Here is a 23,251-nt window from a genome sequence, read left to right on the forward strand (position 1 = left end):
GATACTTCACAGTCAATCACAAGCAGTTGAAGCATCACCTTATAACCACCTGAACAGGCAATGGGGTCCACCACGTCTTTCAGATGCCAGACCATTCACCCCGAATTTCGACAAAAACGACCAGATTGCGCTAAGTTCGTCAGCGTTAGATCGATTCGCATACTATAGATGCTTTTAGTAACCGTATGGTCAAACACTAGATAGCGGTCAATATATCGTGCCTGGTGCTGTCACCGACGGGACTACTGATCGGATCGAACTGTTGCTCGATCACATTAAACTGCCATCCGCAGTGGGAGTCACCGGCCACGTGTGACATCGTTGTAAGTTTCATCTAACCAATCGACATAACATGTCTGCACTTGATCTCATCGATGATCTGAACGCTGTTTGTGCGAAACTGCAACAGACATTTGGGTCCGAGTTCCATATCTGGGAGGAAAACGCGGACCGATGGGAAGTGCCGATTGGAATGGAACGTCGGCTCCTGAATGATGAACTTCGCGTATGGTTGACCGAGGACCGCGAACGTTTGCAAGATGGCCATTCGATTTCGCGGCTGCAATCAGACGGTCGTACAGCTCTCGCGATTCCGTTGACTGGTGAAGACGACGAAGAATCGATGATGGTCGCGATCGGTTTTGTCGAGGACAACTTTGAACAACTCGCAACGATCGCCGGCGACCTGTCTCAAACCTCGCTGCTCAGTACCTTTGAGATTAGTAGTCTCAAGTCAATGGTTGCCGAGTACCGACGGCAAGTGACAGATGACTTTGAAGAACGCACCTTCTTGAGGCACGTGACTCGCTATGTCGAGCATTGTAGTTTAACGACGAGTCTACAAGGAGTTGCCAACGAGATTCTTCCTCGCCTTCAGCAGCTCGCGGGCTTCCACTCACTTCACCTTGTAATTCCGAATGACGGTCAACTGGGACTGCCTAGTGATCAATCAACCCGGAATCTTAGTTTCGGCCATCAGGAAATTCCGCAGGCAGAAGTTCGGGCACTCATTCAGCAATTCGCAGCGACGGATGGCACGCGTCCTGTCGTGCTCGCAACCCGGCGATGTCCGCAACTGAAAGAGGTGTGTCCGGTCGCCTATTCAGTGGCATTGACAACTCTCATGCGGAAAGAAGAGCGTTTCGGTTGGCTGGTTGCGATCAATGGAGAACACAATCAAACGAGACCGTCGCGACGAAACAAATCGTCAGTTGTGAGCGAACTGGGTTCAGTTGAAGCTTCGTTGCTCGAATCGACTGGCATTCTGATTGCATCGCATGCTCATAACCGTCGATTGTACGCAGCTAAAGAAGAGATGACGATTGAGCTGGTCCGATCACTCGTCGCGGCCCTCGACGCACGTGATGAATATACCTGTGGTCACAGTGATCGCGTGGCATGCATGTCGAAGCATTTAGCAAAGTGTATGGGACTGCCGGAAACCGAATGTCAGATTATTTATCTATCTGGACTCTTGCATGACCTTGGGAAGATTGGCATTAGTGATAGTGTCCTGTTGAAACCGGGTCGTTTAACAGACGAGGAGTTTGAGAAAATCAAGCAGCATCCTCAACGTGGCTATGATTTGCTCAAACGATTGAAACCCCTGAAACCAATGTTGCCTGGTGTTCTTCATCATCACGAGGCGTGGGATGGATCTGGGTATCCGCATGGTTTAGCGGGCGAAGAAATTCCGTTGATCGGTCGAATCATGGCCGTTTCCGACTCTTTTGACGCCATGACAAGTAACCGTCCTTATCGGAACGGAATGTCGTTGGCGAAAGCGGAAGCGATAATGCGAGATGGAGCCGGTCGGCAATGGCAAGCAGAACTAGTCGACGTGTTCTTTGAGAACGTCGAAGAGATGACAGCGATCTGTGCAAACTCACGCGAACGGACTGATCGATTGCTAGGTCGTTATGACGATCCGAACACGAAAGTGGATGATCGTTTCGATTCCGAAAGCGATCTCACCAAAGCATTCCAGTCCAGCACGAATTCTTTGCTCTGTCTCGACACAACGCTCTAATGGTTAAGCCGTCCAATTGCTGAGATAGCCGACTTGCAGTCCTATCGAACTCATCACACCAATCCGAGTCAGTCAGTCGAACCTGAGCTATAGTAGATCTAAATACTTCTTGGCAGGTTCTGTTGCCAGGATCCCTTTGTGATGAGGTCACTCGTGTGATTGTCGCGTCCCGCCACCAATATTCGTCGCCTCATGCGTATTCGTTGGCCTGTTCACGGACTTGCAGTGAGTTGCATCGCGCTTACACGCTTGTTGAATTGGTCATTGTGATGCTTGTGATGGGGATTCTTGCTGCGACGGCGATGCCTCAGTATTTCGCGATGTTGAACCACTACCGAGTGGAGGCTGCCGCCGCACAGTTAGCAGCTGACCTCCGATGGGCAAGACGATCTGCTCAACAGACGGGTACAAGTCAGTCGGTGAATTTTACGTTGCCATCCCAATATGCAATGCCCGGAATGAGTGATCCAGATCATCCATCACAGGGCTTTGTAGTCGATTTCACGTTGAGTCAACCCGGCGTTAGCATTCAGGCCGTCGATTTCGATTCCAGTACGACGATGTCGTTCGATATTTATGGTCGACCACAGACTAGTACTCCGCTGACCGCTGACGGGACTATCCAGGTTGGGGCCGGTAGCCAGATTCGAACGGTGACCGTTAATGCTGTCACGGGTCAAGTGAGCGGGTCATGAAAACAACACGCCTACCGTCTGTTTCTGTTTTTGCACGCCGTGGCTACTCGTTCGTCGAATTGATTGTCAGTGCGGGTGCGGCGACGCTATTGATGCTTGGACTGAGTAGCGCGTTGTTTCTGAGCGATGAAGCGTTGAATGGTATTGGCATTGTGGAAGAGCGGACCGAGGCGGCAGATGTGCAGGCGGCGATGCTCCGAGATCTTTCGCAAGCCCGGTTGTTTACACAACGGTCCGCGACCTCGGCGACCTTTCAGGTTCCTGATCGCGACGCTGATGGCCAAAGTGAAACGATGACCTACAGTTGGGTCGGCTCTCCGACGAATGAGTTGCAGTATTCGATTAACGGGAGTACGACGGTTCCATTACTATCGAATGTCCAAGGTTTTGACTTTGGTTGGGCAAGCCGCTCGATGACAGGGAACGCGTCGACCCCGCCTTCGATGGATCCGAACTCGTGGGGGAATCGCTGGGAAACCGGCGGAAACTTTGGTTACGAGGACGTTTTCAGCGGCGTCGAATCGGATCGCCGGAAGATCATCGCAACTCGGGTGACGCTCGACTCGGAACAGAAGATCATCAGCATTTCTGTGTATCTCAGCATTTCCATCCTTGGGAATTCCGATGTCACCGTGGCCATGTATGGAGTTGACAATAACAACAATCCAAATAATTTGATCACGAACAGTTCGACCGAGAAGATTGGATCAAGCGGATGGACTACGTTCGGTGTGGCCCCGGTGACGATTCCCGCTGGAGAATACTATCTCGCCCTGAGTCATCGAGACGATGATGCGTCATTTCGCTACGCGAGTACAGGAGGGGAAACCCATGTCGCAAACAGCGATGCCTGTAAACGAGGTTGGGATGGTTCGTTCCCCAATGGGGCAATCGAGGACAACCGAAAAATTTCTATCTATGCGACTTATGAGTAATCTATCTCGACGTCCGCGAAATCACTTGCATCGTCGAAGGGTATTGTGTCCCCGACGTAATGGCTTGACGTTGGTCGAAGTCGCCGTGTCGACCTTACTTGTTGGACTTGTACTCGTGGGATCGTTGAAGGTGGTGGGTGGTATACTCCAGACAAGGATGGCTGCTGAACAGCTTCTTGATGGCACGGCGTTGGCTCAGGAATTGATGAACGAAATTCTTAGTCAACACTACGAGGAGCCAACAGAGTTACTCGGTTTTGGCGTGGAGCTTTCCGAGTTGGGAAGCAACCGCAATTCATGGGACGATGTGGACGACTACAACAATTGGAGTGCTTCTCCGCCTCGGTTAAAGGATAACACCACGCTGTCGGCGTACTCTGGGTGGACTCGGAGTGTCCAAGTGCGAAGAGCGAAACTGAGTCATCCGAATGATAATTCTTTGACCGACCAAGGACTGAAGCGAATCGAAGTGACGGTGACCGCACCGGACGGCGTACAAACAGTATTGCTTGCGTGGCGGTCCCAATGGGGCAGCTTGGAGCAACCTCCGGCTGCCGATGCGACTGTGCATACACATGTGACCAACCAAATTCAGTTGACGGGTGGACGGACACACTACTCCTCGACAGCATTATCGAACCATGCGCAAGATCAATAAATCACAGCCGACTCGCAACAATCCGCAACCCACTCGCGGGGGCTTTCTCTATGTAGCGGTACTGTTGGTGACAATCATTGTGTCCATGATCAGCTTGGCCGCCATGAGTGTGGCTCAATCACAGTTGAAGATGGCGACCGGCACGACCGACATCGAACAAATTCGCGTGCTCGCCCGATCTGGCATTGAATTGGGAATGGCACAAATCCAAAGCGATTCCAATTGGCAAGCGAACATCGTGCATGGCACGGAGCATCCGAGTTCCCCTGTCGGAGCGAATGGAGGCACGATGACTTGGCGGCTCGACGACGATCCCGGCGGGAACGGCAAGTTGCTCACGGGGATCGGTCGCAAGGACGGTTCCGAGTATCGATTGCAGGTCGGAGTCGGTACTGGCGGATCGAATACGGTCGGGGTCCCAATGCTCGTCGGGGGAACGCTGTGGGTTGGCAATTATACAACCGATGAATCGCTGGTTATTAACGGCGGACCGATTCGCTGCAATTCAACCGTCACCAACTGGGGCATCCTGAATAGTGACTTAGAGGCACAAGGTTTTTCCAATACCGGTAGTTACTCCGGCACTGCAACCGTCCCTGGCGGAAACCATGCAATGCCTGATCCGCAGACGGTTTTCGACTACTACGTGAGTCAAGGGACAGCCATCCCCACCGGTCCGTTAGATGACGGACTTGGCGGATTAAGTATGGATGATGTGCTTTTTAGTCCGTCTAACAATCCCTACGGAACGCCAAACTCGGATGGGATCTATATTATTGATTGCGGCGGCAAGAGTCTTAGCATGCAAAACCTACGCGTCGTCGGGACACTTGTCATTATTAACGGTGGGACTGGCACGACGGGCACCTCCCTCAAGAAAGAGGTGAACTTTGAACCTGCGTACAACAATTATCCCTCACTACTGGTCCAAGGGGACCTGGAATTAAGAATTACCTCTGGCAGTCTGAGCGAGGCGGATGCCGGGACTAACTTCAATCCCTCAGGAACGCCTTGGCAAGGTAACACGGATAGCGATACCTCTGATAGTTACCCCTCTCGGATGGCCGGGATTGTTTACGCAACCGGGAACATGACGCTTCATGGTGGTAACAAGAATGAGAGTTTTCTATTGAACGGTGTGCTGATCTGCAACGGGAACGTTGTTCTGGAGAAACAGTGTCAGGCATCGGTTGATTTTGATTCCACTGCCTCCAACGATCCGCCACCAGGTTTCGGATCGTCAAACAACGGTGAGATTATCCCTGGCACATGGACGCGAGTCTCTACTCCTTGAGGTTTCCAGGTTGGTTATTGATCGACCACGTCTATGATTCCGGCCCAATGAACTTGAGGTACTTTGTCAACGCGATGTTGTCTTGCGGAAACATCAAGGGCTGATCTTCGTCCGAGAAACGAACCAATTCGCTGAGTTTCCGGTGTTATTCGGTATTCCGCACTCGTGGCATCAGCTTTGCTTGGTTGAACGTCAAACGACTTTTTGACGTTGACACCAGGTTTTCTTATGCGTCGAGTTCGCCTCGTTCATGTTGGTTGGGTGTTTCATCTGCTTGTTGCAGTTGCTCTTGGTGAGTCTTCCGAGACGCCCCCTCGTTCGACTAGCACAGACCATTCGTCACTGATGGCGGTTGAGACACTCGATGGTCGAACGCTCGTTGGTCATCTCGAGCCAACACCCGATGCCGCGACTGTTCACCTCCGGACTGAACGCTCGGGTATTGTTCTTCGGTCTCAGATCCCGAGAGATCGCGTTCGCCAGATTCGGCCCTATGACGACTCGCATGTCTTGCGGATTGAAGGGCAAGCATCGCAACGACCATTCATTCCACCTCAACCATCGCAGCGGTTGGTGCTATCGGATGTTGCTTCCGAAGCGGAACCAGTCGATGTATTGCGAGTCCGAGCTTGGGTTGAAAACTGGGACCGTGACGCCGAGCCGGATGGATTGCGAGTAGCGGTCTTGGCACTTTCCAAAACGGGCCGACCTGTGTCGGTCAATGGATCGTTGACCGCTGAGTTGGTTGCTCGGCGGTTCGACTACAATCGAGAACGAGACCGTCTTGGTGTGGTCGAGCGGTGGTCTCGACAACTCAAAGTGAACGACTTTGGCCCACAGGGAGCCATCGTCGATCTACCGTTCAATCGAATCGAACCAAACCGTGACTTCGATCTCATTCCGGTCGGTCTGCTCAGTGTGAGTCTCGGTGTTCCTGGCGAAGGGCTGTTTGAAGCCGCGGAGTACGATGTGCCACTGCGGCGTCCCAGTTACATCCGCGATGAGTTACAACTCCACACCGGAAGTCGTCAGTACCGTCGCCTGCCATCACTTCCGAGTCGGCTACTTGATCATCCGTAGCCAACTGCCATTCGAGTGATGCGAAGGCGGCTATGGTGCATCATAGTCGTAGGTGTGTTCAAAGATTGGCACCTCGTCTTCGTAGCCAATGGAGTTGGGGTCACTGTAGAACTCGGGTTCGCCATATGATTGAGGCGAGCGGTGAACATCGTATCGCGAGTTCGGATCGTACCCACCCAGTTCCGAGTTGGCCGGCACGTAGTATTCCGGTGGCAACGGATACGGATCGTGCAGATTCCGGACGGCATCGGGGAGTCGGCGGAGCTTCACCCGCCGTGGGTCTTTCATGGCGTCGGGAAGTGCACCTTCCGTCGGACGTACATACCGTTTCAGGTTTTGATCGAGCAACGGCGTCGTCGCACGTTGGTACTGATTGTGTTCGGCGAGCCTTGGAGCACAGCCCTGCGTGACCACACGGGGAACCAAGGCCACAACGATCTCTCGTCGTTCTCGACCGGCTTCACGACGGCCGAACAATCGCCCAACGGCCCAAAGGTCACCAACGATGGGTAATTTCGATTGACGGTCCGCGTCGACTTCTTGAATCAGTCCCCCGATGATGATTCCGCGACCATCATCGAGAATGACCGAAGTCGCCACTTCCGTCGTGGATTTGTCTGGTAGCCCCGTGGTCTCGTTGACTTGTCCCGTGGAAATTTCTGGTTGAACGGTCATCACGACCCGACGGTCGGCGGTCACCTGTGGAGTCACCCGCAGCAGCACCCCAACATCCACAAACTCGACCTGTTGCAAAGTCGAAGTCTGCGTGGTTGTCGTGACGAAGAAACCGAGTCGCTCACCGATTTGAATTTTTGCTTCTTGACCGTTGAGCACCATGACCTTGGGGGAGGCCAGTGTTTTCGCGTTGTTAGTGACCTGCAAGCACTCGATCAATGAGGTCAACTGCGTTCCTTCAATGCTAAAGAGCATCCCAGACGACGCCAACGGATTGGCCCCCGCGGTCTCTAATTTGAGTTTCGTGTTGCTAAGATTCGATAGGTACTCGAAGTTCACGCCATGCGTGGTATCGTCAGACAGTCGCACTTCCAGAATGTGGGCTTCGATCAACACCTGACGGGGAGCTTGATCGATTTGTGCGATGTACTGTTCGATCCGCCTCATGTAACCGGGGAGATCCTCAACGACGATGGAATCATTTGTGCGGCGGCTATTATTAGCATCAGATTCGGTTGCGAAAATGTTTCCCACGGGCGAGAGAAGACCTTGCACCACTTTCTCGATATCACTCGCTGAAACAAAATCCAGCTGGAAAACGCGGACTTCGCGACCTTGAATCGCCGGATTGACGTGGTTTTCTTCTTTGATACTCGAGACATACACAATATTCTTTTCCAGATGCCAAGTGCACCCGGAACTTCGGAGGATGGCATCGAGGGCTTCTTCGACCGAAACCTTGTGCAATGTCACTGTCACCGGATGGATCAAATCGCTGCTCGTCACCAGGTTCAGGCCTTGTTGCTCGGCGATGAGTGAAAGCACCGTGTTCAAGGGAGCGTCGCGGACCGACAGCGAAATCTTCTCGCCTTGCGCAGCGACGTGGACATCCTCTTCGCCGGACTCGCTGCGGAGCGGTAGCGGAAGCGTTGGCCTCGGTTCCGCTTCTGGCTTCGGCGCGAGTTCGGTCGCCCAATTCGAATCCGTTGTGACGGCCGATCTCATGGTTGGCGTCGGAGCGGGAGGAGGGTTCGCCGTTTTCGAGAACAGGTTCGGCGTTGTATTTTCCGTCCATTGAGCTTTCTGAATCGACGGTGTCGCCGTGTGCTCGTGGTCCATGGCATGATCGAAACTTTGCCACGACGTCGGTATGGTCGGATTCGACGATGACGTGCTCGAAGTAGCCGATGTCGACTGAAGTGGCGGTGGATCGGTTGCCGTCAAAGTCGAATCATTTTCTGAACTGGTCGACGACAACCAGGTTAGCAATCCGGGCGTCAAACGTTCACGACTTGCACACCCCGCCACACAGAGGGCGATGAGCACTGTAAGAAGCGACACTTGGGAGGAGAGCTGAATCCGCATCATGACAATCTCGAAAGAATCTGAGATGCTTCCCGCGGTAAAAAGACGAGCAAGCTTAACGAATTATCGGACTCATACGGTCGCTACACTGCGAACAACTCTTTCAGTCAGCAAATTCCGAATAACCCGCACAGAGTCACACAAACCGCGCAGAACCACCCAAAACAGACAAGAGTGGAAACATGGGCAACGCTGCCTCGCAAAAAGACATGGTCATTTGACTATCAGTGCTAGCAATAACTTTGACAGTCCTAATCATTCTTAAAAATTTTTATCAGGTCATTTTGCTGTTCGTGATCGGTGGCGGGGCAGACAAGGCAGTTGGAGGCCGCTGCTCGGCTTGAGGATATGGCTTTTGATTGTCACCGGTTTGGCCACGTGGGAACGAGAGAACCAGGGCTCGCGTCATCCATGGCGACACTTCAAATCGGCTGTGGCCGCGTGCCTTGGAAAACTCGGTCTGCAGCGGGAATGCCCCTTCAACGTACGGTATCCACCGTTGATCGACATGAGATCGGTCGTCAAACTAATTCACAGCCGGAAACGCAACACGCCGATCCCTTCCCGGCCAAACAGCAGATGAACGCATTGACACACGCGGCCACAATTCGACCGTTGGTCCAACGAACTGTTACTCAAGACCGGAAGTCACTCACAATGCTGCGAATAATCGGACTAGCAGGAATTTGTCTGGGCCTGATGCCAGCTTTGGGATGGAGTCAAACTTCGTCTGAGAAATTACCTAAGACGCATTCGCTGCCGGAGACATTCACCCCAGTCGATACATCCCAGCTGATGCACGCGCCGGATCCGTTGCCGCTGGAGAACGTGCCAGCTTTTCCCCAGCTCAAGTTCAAACGTCCGGTGGAGCTGACCCACGCCAATGACGAAACGAATCGATTGTTTGTCGTAGAACAACAGGGCACGATTCGGGTGTTCGAGAACCGTGATGATGTCGCGGATTCGAAGCTGTTCCTCGATCTCCGTGATGTTGTCTCACGGGAAGGCAACGAAGAAGGGCTGCTCGGGTTGGCGTTTCATCCGAACTATCGCGAGAACGGTCAATTCTTTGTGTACTACTCCACCAAGCCGCGGGCGTCGGTGGTGGCTCGTTTTACCGTCTCGACCGGCAATCCGAACCAAGCCGATCGCAATTCCGAACGGAAACTGCTGGAGATCCCGCAACCCTATTCCAATCACAACGGCGGCAGTCTGCGATTCGGACCGGACGGGTATTTGTATATCGGGCTCGGAGATGGCGGAAAAGCCAACGATCCGCATGTCAATGCGCAGAACTTGGCGACTTTGCTGGGATCGATTCTGCGAATTGATGTCGATCATCAGGATAAAGGGCTCGCCTACGCGATCCCGCAGGATAACCCCTTCGCCAACCGCGCTGACGCTCGCGGCGAGATCTGGGCCTATGGACTGCGGAATGTTTGGCGGTTGGCGTTCGATCGAAAAACCGGCGACCTGTGGGCCGGGGATGTCGGACAGAATCGATTCGAAGAGGTCAACCGAATCCAGCGAGGTGGCAACTACGGTTGGAACATCCGCGAAGGTTTTCATAGTTTCGAACCCAACACCCCGTCCAAAGAACGCAATTTGATCGACCCGCTCGCCGAGTATTTTCGTGGGGAAGGGCGGTCCGTCACCGGTGGGATGGTGTATCGAGGCGAGCGACTGAAAGACTACCAGGGTGCGTATTTCTATGCGGATTATGTGAGTGGGAATGTGTGGGCTTTGCGGCTTGATGGCAACGAAGTTCAGGACAACCGCCGCGTCGCTGAAACCGGCTTGCAGATCGCTGCCTTCGGCGAAGACCAGAACGGCGAAATGTATCTCTGCACGTTCGGCGGGGCCATTCAGAAACTGCAACCGCGAGACCAGGAGATTTACGCCGCCGCCAAGAAGTTCCCTCGGCGACTTTCCGAGACGGGCTTGTTCGCCTCTGTAAAGAACAACGTGCCTGCCAAAGGTCTGATTCCGTATGAACTCAACATGCCGTTCTGGTCGGATTTCGCCGTGAAGGATCGGTATATCGCTCTCCCCGACAAAGGGAAGGTCGTTTTCCACGGCCACAACCAGTGGGAATTCCCGGTCGGCACGGTATTCGTCAAAACGTTTTGGATGCATCAGAATCGCGTTGACTTAAAGGATCCTGTGCGTTTGGAAACGCGGTTACTTGTCAATTCGCCGAGCGGTTGGAAAGGTTACACTTACGTCTATCGTGACGATCAAACTGATGCGGAATTGTTGGACGGTTCACTGCTAAAGCCGATCGAAGTCGCGACCGAAGACGGCAACATCAGTCAGCCGTATTACTTTCCATCCCGCACCGATTGCATGGCGTGTCACACGAAAGCTGCTGGGTTCGTGTTGGGTCTAAACACGAGGCAGATGAATCACACGCTGAATTATCATCAGCAAAGTCAAAACCAAATTGAACTGCTCGATGAATTGCAGATCTTTACCGAACCAATTGCGGCAGGAAGTGAGAAGTGGGAACAATTCCCGAACTGGGGGTTTGGCAATTTCGATCGCAGCCATGAGCCTGACCATCAGGAAAGCGTCTTGGAAATCCCCGACGCCGACACCGCCAAGCTGGCTCGGGCGTGGCTGGATGTGAACTGTGCCAACTGTCATCGCCCGGAAGGGATCGCCGCCGGAAGTCGCGATTTACGTTCGCAAACCGCGTTGGGCAAAATGAAGCTGGTGGAAAAAAAGCCTCTGCACGGGCACTTCACACCCCCATCCGGAACAGTCCTCACGCCAGGCAAACCGCTGGAGTCCGAGCTTTTCTTGCGGGCCGCTCATCGAGGAGTTCGTCAAATGCCGCCACTTGCCAGCAACATCGCCGACCCGCGCGGGATGGAAGTCCTAAGACAATGGATCGCCGAACTCAATGCGGAGAAGAAAAAATAGCCACGCGGTGCATTGCTTGAACAACGGTCTCGTAGAGCGACAACGGTTCGGGATTCATCAATACGCATGCCGAACCAAAGCCTTGAAAGGCTCTAAGTCATCGAATGAATGTCGGCGACGAAGGAGGGAAATGTAAACAGCGTGGAGTCCAAGTCCTCCACGGTTGCTCCGAGCTTCATCGCCAGCGTGAAGATGTTAATCGTCTCAGCCGCTTCGGGACCGAGCAGGTGGGCACCGAGAATCCGACCGTGATCGTCGACCAACAACTTGTACATCGCATGCGTTTCTCCCACTTTCTTCATGGAACTGAACTGCGACCAGTCGCCTTGCTGAACCTCACAGGTGATGCCTTGTCGATTCGCTTCCGCTTCGGTCAGGCCGACTGCGGCGAGCGCCGGAGATGTATAGACCGCGTAGGGAACGACAACATCATCCAAGCGACGACTGTTAGGCTCGAACAGATTTTGAGCCACGATCCGCCCCTGGTGATTGGCAACCGGCGTCAACGGTGGCAGTTTCGACGCCACGACATCGCCCGCGGCATAGACGGCCTCGTTCGAGACGCTTTGCAGAAACTCATTGACCTGAATCCCTCCCTCGTCGAAACGGACATTCGCGGCGTCTAGGTTCAAGCCATCGAAGTTCGGAACCCGACCGGCTCCGTGCACGACCAAGTCCGTTTCAATTTGACTCGTCGTTCCTTGAGCAGAGATATGAACGAGAAACGTCCCGTCGGGCTGGCGTTGGATTGATTCGACGCCCGTCTGAAGATGAACTTCGATGCCGATCGCACGGGAACGATCGACAAGACAATTCACAAGGTCCGCGTCGAAGTGCTCCAGTGGCTCGCTTTTTTCCATAATCGAGACTTGGGCTCCGCTCCGGACCGCGACGTGGGCGAACTCGAACGAGATGTATCCGCCGCCGATAAATGTCACACGTTTTGGCAACGTGTCGAGTTCCATAAACTCATCACTCGTCGTGAGGAAATCCGCTCCCTCGAACGGCATCGGTGCCGGCTTTGCCCCCGTCGCGATCAGGATTTTCTCCGCTTCGATGCGACGACCATCGACATCCAATTCCGTTGGTGATGTGAACTTTGGATCTCCCTGAATGATCTCGATGCCGAGTTCCTCGAACGATTGACGTTTGCCTTCGGTGACCGGTTCGGTAAACGTCCGCTTGAACCGAATCAGATCGCCCCAGTCAATGACGGCATCGCCCAGGTTTGTCCCGTGACCGTGCATTTTTCGAGCCCGATCGACGAGTTCCGCAGCCCGTACCAAGACCTTCTTCGGATTGCAGCCGTGTAACGCACACGTTCCGCCAACCGGCCGAGGATCCACAACAGCCACCCGCCATTCCTCTTTCGCGCACCGATTCGCGACCCGAGTTGCAGCCGGCCCACTTCCCAAGACAATCAAATCAAATTTGTCGGCCATAATCTTTCCTTGTTTTCACGCGGAGACGTTGTCCGATCGCAGAGCGTGTTCGGTATCCGTATCGGGTCCGAGAAGAGCATGCTGAGTGGCTGTGAGAGAAAATCACAGAAGCGAACGGCATTCGTGCTGAGCTCGTCCATATCTCATTTGCGTGTGACGGCGTCCGTTGCGGATTCGCTGGAGAATTCCATTTCGTGAATTATATCGCATTCAGCATAGGGATTGAATTCGAACCGCGTTCCATGATCGGCCCTGATCACCGACGCCACACATCTGGCACCAAGCCATCCTGCCTGCAACCTACGCGATCAAAACCTAGTTATCTGTTTGCTTCTTATTCCTGGCCCGAGCTTTCGCGTTCCGCTCGAAGACACGGACGGCGGCAGAAAAAGGCTCCTTGGTCTGGATGGGCGGCGGCGTTGAGAAGTGATGCCGTAACTTCAGAGTTCGCGTGGCCGGCTCGAAGAACCCGACGGGGTTTTTCCGGAATGAAGTATCGTGCAGCCAAGTGCGAACGAGAACCTTATCACTGTCTTCTGTGAAAGTGAGCAGGCGGCTCATTGGGTTGCCACCCGCGTGATACTTTGTCAAAGCCGCGGCTTGGAGGAAGTGAACTCCCCACTTCGTCTCGGTGATCGTTTTGTTCCCAAAGTTGTCGGTGGGGCCTTTCATGTGTGTGTGACCGCCAATCCAGAAATCGATGGCACCATGCCCGTGCTTCTTATGGAATTCCGAGAGAAAGTCTTCGAAAACGTGTGCGTCGGACGTGTATTGGAAATTCTCGGGGTCATCGTTTTCAATGATGAAGTAGAGATAGGAAGAGCCCGCCGCTCCGCCGGAAGCTCCATGATACCGGGGATGACCTTCACCGTTGCCAGAACCGGTTGTTGTATCTCGCAGGGCGTGGTGATGCATGGTGATGATGAGTTTGTCCTGATTCTCTAGCACCTGCTTCTTCCACCATTCGAAGGTCTCGCGGGTCACTGCGCCGGGCGGATAACCTCCTTTCATTTTCTCGCTGCTATGGCCTCGTCCCACCGGTGTTGGTGCGTCGTTGCGATCCGCCAGCATGAGAACGAGGAGATTGCCCGCACGGAATCGATAACGTTCCCAGGTTCCCTCGACCGGGAAGGGGCGGCGTTTGGGATCGACTCCTGAGAACTCGGTATTCTCGCCCAACGGATCGCCCCACTTACGGAACCACGAGCCCGGTCCTCGATCGTAGTAGGGAGCGTCGTGATTGCCGGGAACGTTGTAAATCTGTTCCCGCCGGTGATTCTTCAGAGCACGATATTGAATCTGCAGTTCTTCACCATCTTCGTCACTGGGTGGGAACTGACTCGCGGAAAGATCACCGGCATCGATCATGATATCCCATTGGAAACCATCTTCGCCTTCTGACTGCCGAATTGCGTCACCGAGGCTTTCACGACCCCGCTTGATGTCAGCCGGGACATGACTGCAACTCGTTGCCCAGACTCCGAACGTCTGTGGCTGGTCTTCAGCGGAAGCCGACAACTCGAAACTCACCGCAGCGACAAGAATCCAGATCAGCGAACGACTCATTCGATGTCTCCCTTCAACTGTTCCAGTAGCTTCATCAAGCCGTCTCGGATTTTCTGTTCTGCGTCGACTTCGAGATAACTACTTCGCGCCGGCCAAGTTTCATAACCACCAAGTTTATGCTGCTCCTTCGATGGCAGATAACCGTTGTAGCCATTTGCGAGTTCGATGGTGAATGTCGTGCCAGGAAACGGGCTGGCGTTTTTGATTTTGAGGCCGGTTTCCGCGAATGTCTCACACGGCGACTGGGCGATGGCCAAATCGCCAATGCGGAAGGCCTGAATCGGCACACTGACCGTGTCTGGAAACTCAGCCAACGCGTGTGCTTCCCGGGCGTAAATCTGAGAAAGGGACAAGCGATGTGGCGTCACCGGAAGTGTTTCCGCAGCCCACCCGAGACGTTCGGCCTCCGGCTTACGAACACGCAATTCCAGATCAGCACTCGCCGCAGCCAGTTTCACATTGGAACGAAATTCCATCGACTCGATCACGCGAATCGCTCCCTCGGCAAGATCTTGTCCAACTGTTGTCATCCGCTCATACGAGGCGTATCTCTGTCGCGGTTTGGAAAAGTCAACGGCGTTCACATCACCACTCGTTCCGTTTGTCATTATTCCGACAAAGGGCGGTGAAAGTCGATCGGCTTTCCAGTTCTGCTGAATGCGATCTGCGAACACGGCAAAGTAATCCGCGCTGACCTCCCCACGTGGAACTCCGCCAACGTAGTGCAATCCATAGTTCGCCAGGACTGCCAACGGCTGGCCAGAATCATGTTGGCGAAGTGCAACGACAAACACCTGATCGTCAACCGGACCGGCCGGTTCCACCGCGTTGGGATTCCGTCCGCCGGGATTCATCTTCACCATCTCACCCGATTCGCCGAACGGATTTGTGATGGCCTGTTTCAAACGCCATCGGCGATTGTGCACATAACGCGGTTCGCGAAAACTGCCCCAGCCGATTTCCGCAGCTGCCAGATTGTTGTAAGCCCGATGCACACCATCCGCGATTTTGACCGCCAGGTCATCCAGATACTCACGATGAAGGTCATCGTCCTTCAGACCGATAACGGCTCGTGGCGTGGAATGAGTATGTGTTGCCGCGATGCAAACATGGTTCGGCGGAATCCCCACTCTTTTCATGATCATCGCTTTTGCGGCGTCGTGAATCGGGCGGGAAACCATCGTGTTGTCCACTTCGGCAAACGCGAGCTTCGTCGCTCCGTCATCAAGCACCAGGCAGCGAACCCAGAGTTCATCGTGAACGTGTTTCGCAGGCCCAATCTGCATGATCGTCCCATCGAGCACCACACCCATCTTTGGAGTAATGTTCGACAACGCAGCGCCAGCCCGAAAATTTGCCTCCTCTGCATAGACGAGGGTTGTAAGCCCCAAAAAGATGGCAAGGGTTTTCATTTGTGAATCTCCTTGTTGCAGGCTGATTTCTTCTTCGAAAGCCTGTTCAGTCCGTGTTGCGGAAATGAACTATCATGCGATTGTCCGAGGGCAACTGCAACACGATGACGCCCGATGTCGTCGATGAGAGAGATGGCGAAGCTCATGAGTTGTGCCAAGTGGGGTGGGGCACTTTAGGGAGTTGGGGGCACGTCGGGTGATTGACGAGAGGACGTCTGAGCAACCAGAGCCAGAACAACGTTTTTGTTGAGTGGTTTTGTGAGGCAGCGATCCATGCCGGCCGCGAGACACTCGTCTTGTTCGGACTGCATCACATTGCCGGTGAGGGCGAAGATAGGCCAGGGGGGCCAACCGTTTTCGCGTTCTCGCTCTCGGATTCGGCGTGTCGCTTCCAGTCCGTTCATGACCGGCATCTGCACATCCATCAGAATCAGATCGAAGGCGGCCATGTCGGTGAGACGATCCAAAGCAGCTTGGCCGTCTTCGGCAATCGTGACATGATGACCACCTTTTTCGAGCAAGCCCCGAGCAACTTTCTGATTGACCATGCTGTCTTCGACCACCAAAATTCGCCGAGCTTGAGAGGCACCGGTTTTTGACTCGGGTTGTTGCGGACGCCAGCCGGCAATGGCCGTCGCGAGTGCGCGGGAGAGTGCTCCCCGCCGCAGCGGTTTCGGCAGCACGGCGTTGAACAAGTCGGCATCGGTGTGAAGATGCTCCGATTCTCCACCAATCGCCGAAGACGCCAGGATAATGGGGATTCGCGTTCCACCGGGCAAGTCCCGGACCTTTTGGGCCAATTGCCGCCCATCGACTTCGGGCATCATAGCGTCGAAAATCAGAGCATCGAATGCCGAACCGTCTGCCTCAGACTTTTGAGAGAGTTGCTCCCAGGCTTGCTGCGGGTCAGGGGTATCCACGACGGCAACTCCCATCTCTTCGAGCAATCCCTTGGCAACACGCAAGTTGATGGCATTGTCGTCGACGAGGAACACTCGCCGACCGGCGAGCAGGTCCACTGGAGGTGTTTGATGAGGGGAGGCTTGCCCCGCTTCGATACGATCAGCCTGTGGAAGCGGAATCGTCGCCTGAAAGGTGCTGCCCTCGCCAAGTACACTGTGCAGCGTCAATTCGCCGCCCATGAGTTCGACCAACCGCCGACAGATGACCAACCCCAATCCCGTACCGCCGTATTTGCGGGTGGTTCCCGCATCGGCCTGGACAAAGGGTTGAAACAATTTTTTCTGAGCATCGGAGGATATCCCGATTCCTGTGTCCTGGACGGCGAGACTCACTCCATCATCGAGTTCGGGATACGGCCGAACGGCGACGACGATCCGTCCGTTTTCCGTGAATTTGATCGCATTGCTCACCAGATTGGTCAGTACCTGCCGAATCCGCGTCGGATCGCCACGACGCACATCGGGCATCTCCAAGTCGATGTCGAGTTCGATTTCCATGCCCCGTGCGTGTGCGTTCGCAGCCAGCAATTGCAGGGTTTCGCTGAGCAAATCGTGGAGCGAGAACCCCACCTGTTCCAACTCGATCCGGCCCGCTTTGATTTTGGAAAAATCGAGGATGTCGTTGATGATCGTTAGCAGAGACTCGCCCGAGGAAATGATGACATCCACTTGCTCTGCCTGAGCGGGTGGCAGTGAACCGGCTCGCAACAATTGGGCCATGCCGAGGACACCGTTCATCGGCGTGCGGATTTCGTGGCTCATCGCGGCCAGGAAATCCGACTTGGCCTGGTTAGCGGCTTCGGACTCGTCACGCGCTTGCTCCAACTCTTTCTGCTTTTGGTTGAGTTCCTCAATCAGCCGTTCTTGAATTTCCTTTTCTCGCCGCAAGGTCGCATGCAGATCGACGACGGTCGGAAACGCTTCGAGTGCCTGGTGGATAATCCGTCCCCGCAACAAGGTCTCCACCCCGAACCACGGTTCAGGATCGATCATCTCGGGAAATTGCCAAATGATCTCGAATTCGTTGTTCTCCTGGGCCCGACCCACAATGGCTCGTTTACGCACATGATGGTTCTGTTTCAATTCCATCACGCCACAGGGACCATTGATCAAGATGAACTGGTATTTCTGAAGGTCGGCGACGGCGAAACTTCCGACAGCCTCGACCATGGCCTTCCACAAGTACACTTGGCTATACGCATTAGCCATCGGTGACGACACCGGACATTCCCAGCCGACGTACTCGCGAATTCTCGGCAAGAAGTGCTGGTTGACCTCTGCAACGCAGGTCGAAAAGTAATCCCAGCAGGCATAATGCCCAATGGCAGCGGGAACGCTGGCCAGTTCCGTTTCACTGAAGCTAAAGGACATCACCGGCAAGCGGTCGGCACCGGGACCGACTTCCGCCAAACGATTGAAAAAGTCTGCGTTAGCTGCTCCGTTGATTGTGCTGAAAATGATGTCCGGATTGGAGGCGAGCAGTTCATCAACCACCGGTGACACATCGTAATCTTCCAATGGAAGATATTTCTCCGCCACAACCCGACCGCCACGCTTCTCGAGAATCCCGTACAACAAGGTATTTGCGGTTCGTGGATAGACATAGTCGGACCCGATCACCGCCGCCCGTTGCCATTCGCGATCCAAAACCCAATCGACCGCCGGTTCAATCTGCTGATTGAGCGTGCTGCCGGTGTAGATCACATGCGGACTTTCCTCCAGCCCTTCATATTGAACCGGGTAAAACAGCAGTCCGCCATACTGATGCAAGATCGGCAGCAACGCCTTTCGGGAGGCCGACGTCCAACACCCGAAAAGGACATCGATCTGCTCCTCATTCAGAAGCTGTCGTGCTTGATCGGCGAAGTCTTCCGGTCGAGAGCGACCATCGCGGACGACGGGAACGATGGTGCGTCCCAAAACACCACCGGCAGCGTTGATCTCGTGGAGGGCCAGTTCCACACATTTCGCCACCAGCGTTTCACTATTCCCCATGACTCCACTGAGAGAGTGGAGTACACCCACGCGATAGGCAGACGTTGACTCCGAAGGCCGATTCATGGAGAGACCTTAGACGTGGTAGAACGGTTTCGTGGGAAGACGTCGTCAAACGGTTATACTCATAAACTGATGTTAACACAGAAGCCGTCACACGAGTGACTCCAATTACCAAGACAGGCACATGATCGAAAAATCCATTTGGACGATCGGCCACTCGAAACACGCGATCGAACATTTTCTGTCGATTGTTCGCGACGCGTCGATTGAGTGCGTCGTCGATGTTCGTCGCTTCGCAGGATCCAAGCGACAGCCGCAATTTGGCCAAAAGAATCTTCAGTCATCGCTGCAGGAAATTGAAGTTTCCTACATTCATCTTCCCGACTTGGGCGGGAGACGAAAAAAGCGTGCTGACGACTCACCCAATCACGGTTGGCGGGTCGAATCGTTCAATGCTTATGCGGACTACATGCTGACAGAATCATTTCAATCAGCGTTGTCAAAGTTGGAAGAAATCGCGACCGATCAGGCGACGGCCATCATGTGTGCGGAAGCGGTCCCCTGGCGATGCCATCGACGATTGATCGCTGATGCCTTGATCGTCCGCGATTGGGCCGTTTGGGACATCTTTGCCCAGAGTCGAATCAAAGAACATCAACTAACCGACTTCGCCCAAGTCGAAGACCATCGATTAACGTATCCGGCTATCTAATCAAGATGGCCGCCGATCCAAACGCGGCCGACAATCCCACTCAACTGCCTCTATATAATCAACAAAGAGATGTATAGGAACTAGTTCTTGGTAGGCTGTTAATCTAAAGATACTTAAACCGAAACTCACCAGGTCACGTTATATAACCGTGATGATGAAGGGATGGGAAGTGTTCAAAAGCGTGAAGCTAGGGAGCAATGCGTCCTAGCTTCACGCTTGGTTGTCATCAAGTTGCATTAGCTATGAGCAGCTTCTCGGTTGATCGATCCTTCTGCCAATTCCGTAAGGATCTTGTCGGCGTTTCCTTCTTCATCGAGCGACTGTTGTAACAACTCCGCCGCCTGTGGAATCCCAAGACGCTCGGCAAGGTTACGTAAGCAACCGTACGCTGCCATTTCATAGTGTTCAACACGCTGAGCAGCGGCAATCAATGCGGCATCAATGACTGTTTCGTCACCCGTCGCGTTGATGACCTCGTCACCTTCTTTAATTAAACCTTTCATCGCCTCGCAAGTCTTCGTTTCCGCCTTCTCGTCGATCATCTCGAAGACGCGTTCCAGCCTTTCTGCTTGTTCACGCGTTTCCTGCAAGTGTTGCTGGAATGAACTCTTCAGTTCAGGATCGCTAGCCTTCTCTGCCATTTTCGGCAGGGCTTTCGTCAATCGGTTTTCTGCGTCGTAGATATCCTGCAATTGGTCAATGAACAAACATTTCAGATCCTTGAATTCCGTTGAGCTAAATAAACCCATGTGTGTCTCCCTATTCTTGATCTGGTTGTCGAGCATAGGGACGTTCCCGTTTGCTCGTTCAATATTCTTAATTCGCAAATCGGATTCCAGACCTGATCAGAAGCGACAGTTTCCTGCGCCCATTCTTCCAAATCGCCGTTTTTGCAGGCTCTGGCCAGAAAGAGAGCCGAAGAAATTCGGTTTCCGCTCCGCCTATTGACGACATGCGTTCGCAGCCCTAATTGCACATGGTCAGTCACGCCCCACGCTGACCGCGCAGACACCACGAGGGACGTTCTGCAAACACTAGCACTTGGTCGCAAGCCGATTGACAACCGGACGGTGTTCACGGGCCTCGTGTTTCTCTTGAAGACCGGCATCGGTTGGCGGGACCTGCCGATCGCTTAGATGTGGCCGAAGTGCTGATCGACGGCGGCTTGATCGAATCGCCTTGCGGCGGGGAAAAACCGGCCCGAACCCCACGGATCGAGGCCTCTCCGGCAGTAAACTCAATGGGATGACCGATGCGGAAGGGACTCCGCTGGCGGTGATCGTCTCCGCCGCCAACGAACACGACATGCGGTTTATTCTGCCGTTGGTCTTCCTGCGATTTCCTCATGTGGGTGGCTTGCCGGGCCGACCTCGCGAGTTGCCAACGGTCGTCCGAGCCGACGGCGGCTACACATCGGCGGACCTCCTCAGGCTGCTAAATTGGTATGGATTCAATGCGATCATTCCTCAGCGAGGTCAAGACGTTAAGCCGGGGTTGGGCAAGCGTCGTTGGCAAGTCGAGAGAGCAATCTTCTGGCTCAAATGGTTCCGTCGCAACGGCATACGACGAGAACGCAAAACCGCTCTCTACGAGGCCTTCGTCACACTCGCGTGCGGTTTGATTGCTCATCGACAACTTCAACAAACCTAGTTCTGGCCACACGCTCTCAAGAGAATGGCCGTATCGTCACGGCTGAGCCATGGCAACCGATGGCAAAAGCAAGAAAGGCTGTGATCGTCAGCAGCTTCATGGATGTTATTCGGATTTGTCGTCCTTTTCACTATCGACTGTGTAGCGAAGTACCTTGGGGGCACCTGTGCCGCGTGCTTCGGTGAGCTTCTTTTTCCATGCGAGTTTGAGTCGCTGCAAAGTCGCGGCGTGAGCGTTGTCCTTAATCAGGTTTCGCATCTCACTAGGATCGGTTTGAATGTCGTATAGTTCTTCGTAGACAGGCGGCTCGCCTTCGAGGGATGCCTCAGCGTAATACCGATAGACGGCGATCCCGTCATCGTGCACACCATAGAGCATTTTGTTTTGCGGGATGCCAAGTTCTTTCGCGACGCGAATCTTCCAAGACGCCGGGAAGTTTTCGTTCTTGTAATAACGGATGTACTTCCAACGCTTGTTTTGTGCCGCTTCGATCCGTGGGTTGCCGAAGTGGGTGGACCATAGGTTCTCGGTAAAAATGAATTCGTGGACTGGCTGATCACTTCCGTCAATTAAGCCGCGAAGCGTTTTGCCTTGAAATGTCCCAGGCGGATCGATTTCAGCGTAGTCTAACATCGTGGGGGCAATGTCGATTGACTGCACCAATTGATTGCTGCGTCGGCCGCGAGCGGTCTCGGGGACCAGCGGGTTGTAAATGATCAACGGAACATGCGTCGTTTGTTCGTAGCAGAACGCTTTGCCGCCGAGTCCTTGCTGGCCGGAATAGAGACCGTGATCAGAAGTAAAGATGATGATCGTGTTTTCGTCTAATTTTTCATCAGCCAACTTTTCGCGAACGCGGCCCACCATGCGGTCGATGCCAGTCATTGCTTGCATCTGTCGCGTGATACGTTCGCGTGCCGTCGATGGCGTATCCACCCAGTTGTAGCCGGCCTGTCGATTCTCGACCTTTAAAAGGTCCGGCGGTAGTTTCGGCTTCTTGATGTTGGCTTTCGCGACATAGTTTTCGGGCAACGGAACTTTGATATCCCGATAGAAAGTTTTGTAGATCTCATCATCACTGTCTCGCATCTGCATCGTGCTAGTGCCAGCACCGTGCGGGAGGTTTAGGCAGACGCTGAGGCAAAACGGCCGATCATTCGGGCGTGAATCGAGGAACCTGAGCGCCCCCTCGAGCCGATGTTCGTTAGACAGGAAGTCTCCGATGCTTTCGCTAACGATCTCCACTTGCGTATCGTGCTTGGCCGACTTGAAAATGTCGTGATGATCTTTGGGATAGAACCGGATGTGCCCATGGCCGGCGTAGAAGTAGTCGAATGACTCTTCCATCAAACCGCTTTGATAGCCGCCCTTGCCGATTGGAGCATGATTCTTCCCCACATACCCGGTGTAGTATCCCGCCTCACGCATGACGACCGGATACGACTGCGACCAAGCTTCCGGAGCGACACTTGTTCCCGAGTTGAAGTTGACACCATGCTTCCGCTCGAACTGACTGAGTAAAATCGAAATGCGGCTAGGCGTGCAGATGGCACTAGTGATATACGCCCGATCGAAGAACACACCATCACGAGCGAGTTTATCCAGATGAGGTGTCTGCGTGAGCTTGTTTCCATCGCAGCCCATCATGCCAAACGATTGGTCGTCAGTCAGCATGAAAACAAAATTTGGACGGTCAGCCGCCTCGGTTGTGGAGACTACACGTAGAAACAAAGCGATCAGACAGGCAAGCAATCTCATTATGATCCAATCGGAAATTTGTTAGTTGTTGCGAGTCTCTCACTCGATTTCCATTGAGCTTCGCCATCGGCGAGACCGAACCGTCCGATTCGTTA

Annotated in this window: 17 protein-coding genes; 10 read left to right on the top strand and 7 right to left on the bottom strand. The window is 53.8% G+C overall.

Annotation, left to right across the window (positions count from 1 at the left end):
• Positions 1-352: 352 nt before the first annotated feature.
• From G6R38_RS23025 to G6R38_RS23050, 6 genes are all read left to right on the top strand, one after another.
• Positions 353-2,029 (top strand): HD-GYP domain-containing protein, encoded by a 1,677-nt coding sequence (locus G6R38_RS23025; RefSeq protein ID WP_166831144.1) that lies wholly within the window; start codon positions 353-355, stop codon positions 2,027-2,029.
• 230 nt (positions 2,030-2,259) lie between these two features.
• On the top strand, positions 2,260-2,724 hold the full coding sequence (locus tag G6R38_RS23030; protein WP_166831145.1) for a pilus assembly FimT family protein: 465 nt from the start codon (positions 2,260-2,262) through the stop codon (positions 2,722-2,724).
• A complete protein-coding gene (locus G6R38_RS23035; RefSeq protein WP_166831146.1) occupies positions 2,721-3,659 on the top strand; it encodes a hypothetical protein in 939 nt (312 codons plus the stop codon). Before G6R38_RS23030 ends, G6R38_RS23035 begins: the two co-directional genes overlap by 4 nt.
• A gap of 157 nt (positions 3,660-3,816) precedes the next feature.
• Positions 3,817-4,317, top strand: coding sequence for a hypothetical protein (locus G6R38_RS23040; protein WP_166831147.1), 501 nt, complete (start codon positions 3,817-3,819; stop codon positions 4,315-4,317).
• Positions 4,301-5,611 (top strand): hypothetical protein, encoded by a 1,311-nt coding sequence (locus G6R38_RS23045; protein WP_166831148.1) that lies wholly within the window; start codon positions 4,301-4,303, stop codon positions 5,609-5,611. Before G6R38_RS23040 ends, G6R38_RS23045 begins: the two co-directional genes overlap by 17 nt.
• Before the next feature lie 228 nt (positions 5,612-5,839).
• Entirely contained in the window at positions 5,840-6,691 is an 852-nt protein-coding gene (locus tag G6R38_RS23050; protein ID WP_166831149.1) for a hypothetical protein, read from the top strand.
• A gap of 30 nt (positions 6,692-6,721) precedes the next feature.
• Here G6R38_RS23050 and G6R38_RS23055 read toward each other — a convergent pair whose 3' ends face one another.
• Positions 6,722-8,485, bottom strand: a complete 1,764-nt coding sequence (locus tag G6R38_RS23055) for a secretin N-terminal domain-containing protein (RefSeq protein ID WP_166831150.1) — start codon at positions 8,483-8,485, stop codon at positions 6,722-6,724.
• A gap of 657 nt (positions 8,486-9,142) precedes the next feature.
• Between G6R38_RS23055 and G6R38_RS23060 the strand changes: the two genes are divergently transcribed.
• Positions 9,143-11,656 carry a PQQ-dependent sugar dehydrogenase gene (locus G6R38_RS23060; RefSeq protein WP_166831151.1) on the top strand — a complete coding sequence of 838 codons (2,514 nt, stop codon included), beginning with the start codon at positions 9,143-9,145 and terminating at the stop codon, positions 11,654-11,656.
• Between the two features lie 92 nt (positions 11,657-11,748).
• Here G6R38_RS23060 and G6R38_RS23065 read toward each other — a convergent pair whose 3' ends face one another.
• The 3 genes from G6R38_RS23065 to G6R38_RS23075 form a co-directional block, all read right to left on the bottom strand.
• A complete protein-coding gene (locus G6R38_RS23065) occupies positions 11,749-13,098 on the bottom strand; it encodes a dihydrolipoyl dehydrogenase family protein (protein ID WP_166831152.1) in 1,350 nt (449 codons plus the stop codon).
• 315 nt (positions 13,099-13,413) lie between these two features.
• A complete protein-coding gene (locus tag G6R38_RS23070; protein WP_166831153.1) occupies positions 13,414-14,664 on the bottom strand; it encodes a metallophosphoesterase in 1,251 nt (416 codons plus the stop codon).
• The gene (locus tag G6R38_RS23075) at positions 14,661-16,076 is read right to left on the bottom strand and encodes a hypothetical protein (protein ID WP_166831154.1); all 1,416 of its coding nucleotides are present in this window, start codon (positions 16,074-16,076) and stop codon (positions 14,661-14,663) included. Before G6R38_RS23075 ends, G6R38_RS23070 begins: the two co-directional genes overlap by 4 nt.
• A 74-nt stretch (positions 16,077-16,150) precedes the next feature.
• Here G6R38_RS23075 and G6R38_RS28280 point away from each other — a divergent pair, with 74 nt between their 5' ends.
• Positions 16,151-16,276 (top strand): hypothetical protein, encoded by a 126-nt coding sequence (locus tag G6R38_RS28280; RefSeq protein WP_261345412.1) that lies wholly within the window; start codon positions 16,151-16,153, stop codon positions 16,274-16,276.
• On the opposite strand, the gene G6R38_RS23080 is transcribed toward G6R38_RS28280, so the two are convergent.
• Positions 16,250-19,099, bottom strand: coding sequence for a transporter substrate-binding protein (locus G6R38_RS23080; RefSeq protein ID WP_166831155.1), 2,850 nt, complete (start codon positions 19,097-19,099; stop codon positions 16,250-16,252). The two genes, G6R38_RS28280 and G6R38_RS23080, sit on opposite strands and share 27 nt — an antisense overlap.
• A gap of 121 nt (positions 19,100-19,220) precedes the next feature.
• On the opposite strand from G6R38_RS23080, the gene G6R38_RS23085 reads away from it, so the two are divergent.
• A complete protein-coding gene (locus G6R38_RS23085; RefSeq protein WP_206028695.1) occupies positions 19,221-19,748 on the top strand; it encodes a DUF488 domain-containing protein in 528 nt (175 codons plus the stop codon).
• A gap of 236 nt (positions 19,749-19,984) precedes the next feature.
• Here G6R38_RS23085 and G6R38_RS23090 read toward each other — a convergent pair whose 3' ends face one another.
• Complete coding sequence (locus G6R38_RS23090) at positions 19,985-20,533, bottom strand: YciE/YciF ferroxidase family protein (protein ID WP_240928347.1); 549 nt, start codon at positions 20,531-20,533, stop codon at positions 19,985-19,987.
• Between the two features lie 394 nt (positions 20,534-20,927).
• On the opposite strand from G6R38_RS23090, the gene G6R38_RS23095 reads away from it, so the two are divergent.
• On the top strand, positions 20,928-21,398 hold the full coding sequence (locus G6R38_RS23095) for a transposase (RefSeq protein ID WP_166831156.1): 471 nt from the start codon (positions 20,928-20,930) through the stop codon (positions 21,396-21,398).
• A gap of 105 nt (positions 21,399-21,503) precedes the next feature.
• Here G6R38_RS23095 and G6R38_RS23100 read toward each other — a convergent pair whose 3' ends face one another.
• Complete coding sequence (locus tag G6R38_RS23100) at positions 21,504-23,156, bottom strand: sulfatase-like hydrolase/transferase (RefSeq protein ID WP_166831157.1); 1,653 nt, start codon at positions 23,154-23,156, stop codon at positions 21,504-21,506.
• Positions 23,157-23,251: the final 95 nt, after the last annotated feature.

Origin of the sequence: Thalassoroseus pseudoceratinae (assembly GCF_011634775.1) — a bacterium.
GTDB classification, from domain to species: Bacteria; Planctomycetota; Planctomycetia; order Planctomycetales; family Planctomycetaceae; genus Thalassoroseus; species Thalassoroseus pseudoceratinae.

Bases quoted from the DNA above. Each gene is read 5' to 3' on its own strand.
- G6R38_RS23045 (WP_166831148.1), top strand. From the start codon at position 4,301: ATGCGCAAGATCAATAAATCACAGCCGACTCGCAACAATCCGCAACCC.
- G6R38_RS23100 (WP_166831157.1), bottom strand. From the start codon at position 23,156: ATGAGATTGCTTGCCTGTCTGATCGCTTTGTTTCTACGTGTAGTCTCC.
- G6R38_RS23055 (WP_166831150.1), bottom strand. From the start codon at position 8,485: ATGGACCACGAGCACACGGCGACACCGTCGATTCAGAAAGCTCAATGG.
- G6R38_RS23065 (WP_166831152.1), bottom strand. From the start codon at position 13,098: ATGGCCGACAAATTTGATTTGATTGTCTTGGGAAGTGGGCCGGCTGCA.
- G6R38_RS23060 (WP_166831151.1), top strand. From the start codon at position 9,143: ATGGCGACACTTCAAATCGGCTGTGGCCGCGTGCCTTGGAAAACTCGG.
- G6R38_RS23090 (WP_240928347.1), bottom strand. From the start codon at position 20,533: ATGCTCGACAACCAGATCAAGAATAGGGAGACACACATGGGTTTATTT.
- G6R38_RS28280 (WP_261345412.1), top strand. From the start codon at position 16,151: ATGCGATTGTCCGAGGGCAACTGCAACACGATGACGCCCGATGTCGTC.
- G6R38_RS23085 (WP_206028695.1), top strand. From the start codon at position 19,221: ATGATCGAAAAATCCATTTGGACGATCGGCCACTCGAAACACGCGATC.
- G6R38_RS23025 (WP_166831144.1), top strand. From the start codon at position 353: ATGTCTGCACTTGATCTCATCGATGATCTGAACGCTGTTTGTGCGAAA.
- G6R38_RS23075 (WP_166831154.1), bottom strand. From the start codon at position 16,076: ATGAAAACCCTTGCCATCTTTTTGGGGCTTACAACCCTCGTCTATGCA.
- G6R38_RS23040 (WP_166831147.1), top strand. From the start codon at position 3,817: ATGGCTGCTGAACAGCTTCTTGATGGCACGGCGTTGGCTCAGGAATTG.
- G6R38_RS23050 (WP_166831149.1), top strand. From the start codon at position 5,840: ATGCGTCGAGTTCGCCTCGTTCATGTTGGTTGGGTGTTTCATCTGCTT.
- G6R38_RS23035 (WP_166831146.1), top strand. From the start codon at position 2,721: ATGAAAACAACACGCCTACCGTCTGTTTCTGTTTTTGCACGCCGTGGC.
- G6R38_RS23080 (WP_166831155.1), bottom strand. From the start codon at position 19,099: ATGAATCGGCCTTCGGAGTCAACGTCTGCCTATCGCGTGGGTGTACTC.
- G6R38_RS23070 (WP_166831153.1), bottom strand. From the start codon at position 14,664: ATGAGTCGTTCGCTGATCTGGATTCTTGTCGCTGCGGTGAGTTTCGAG.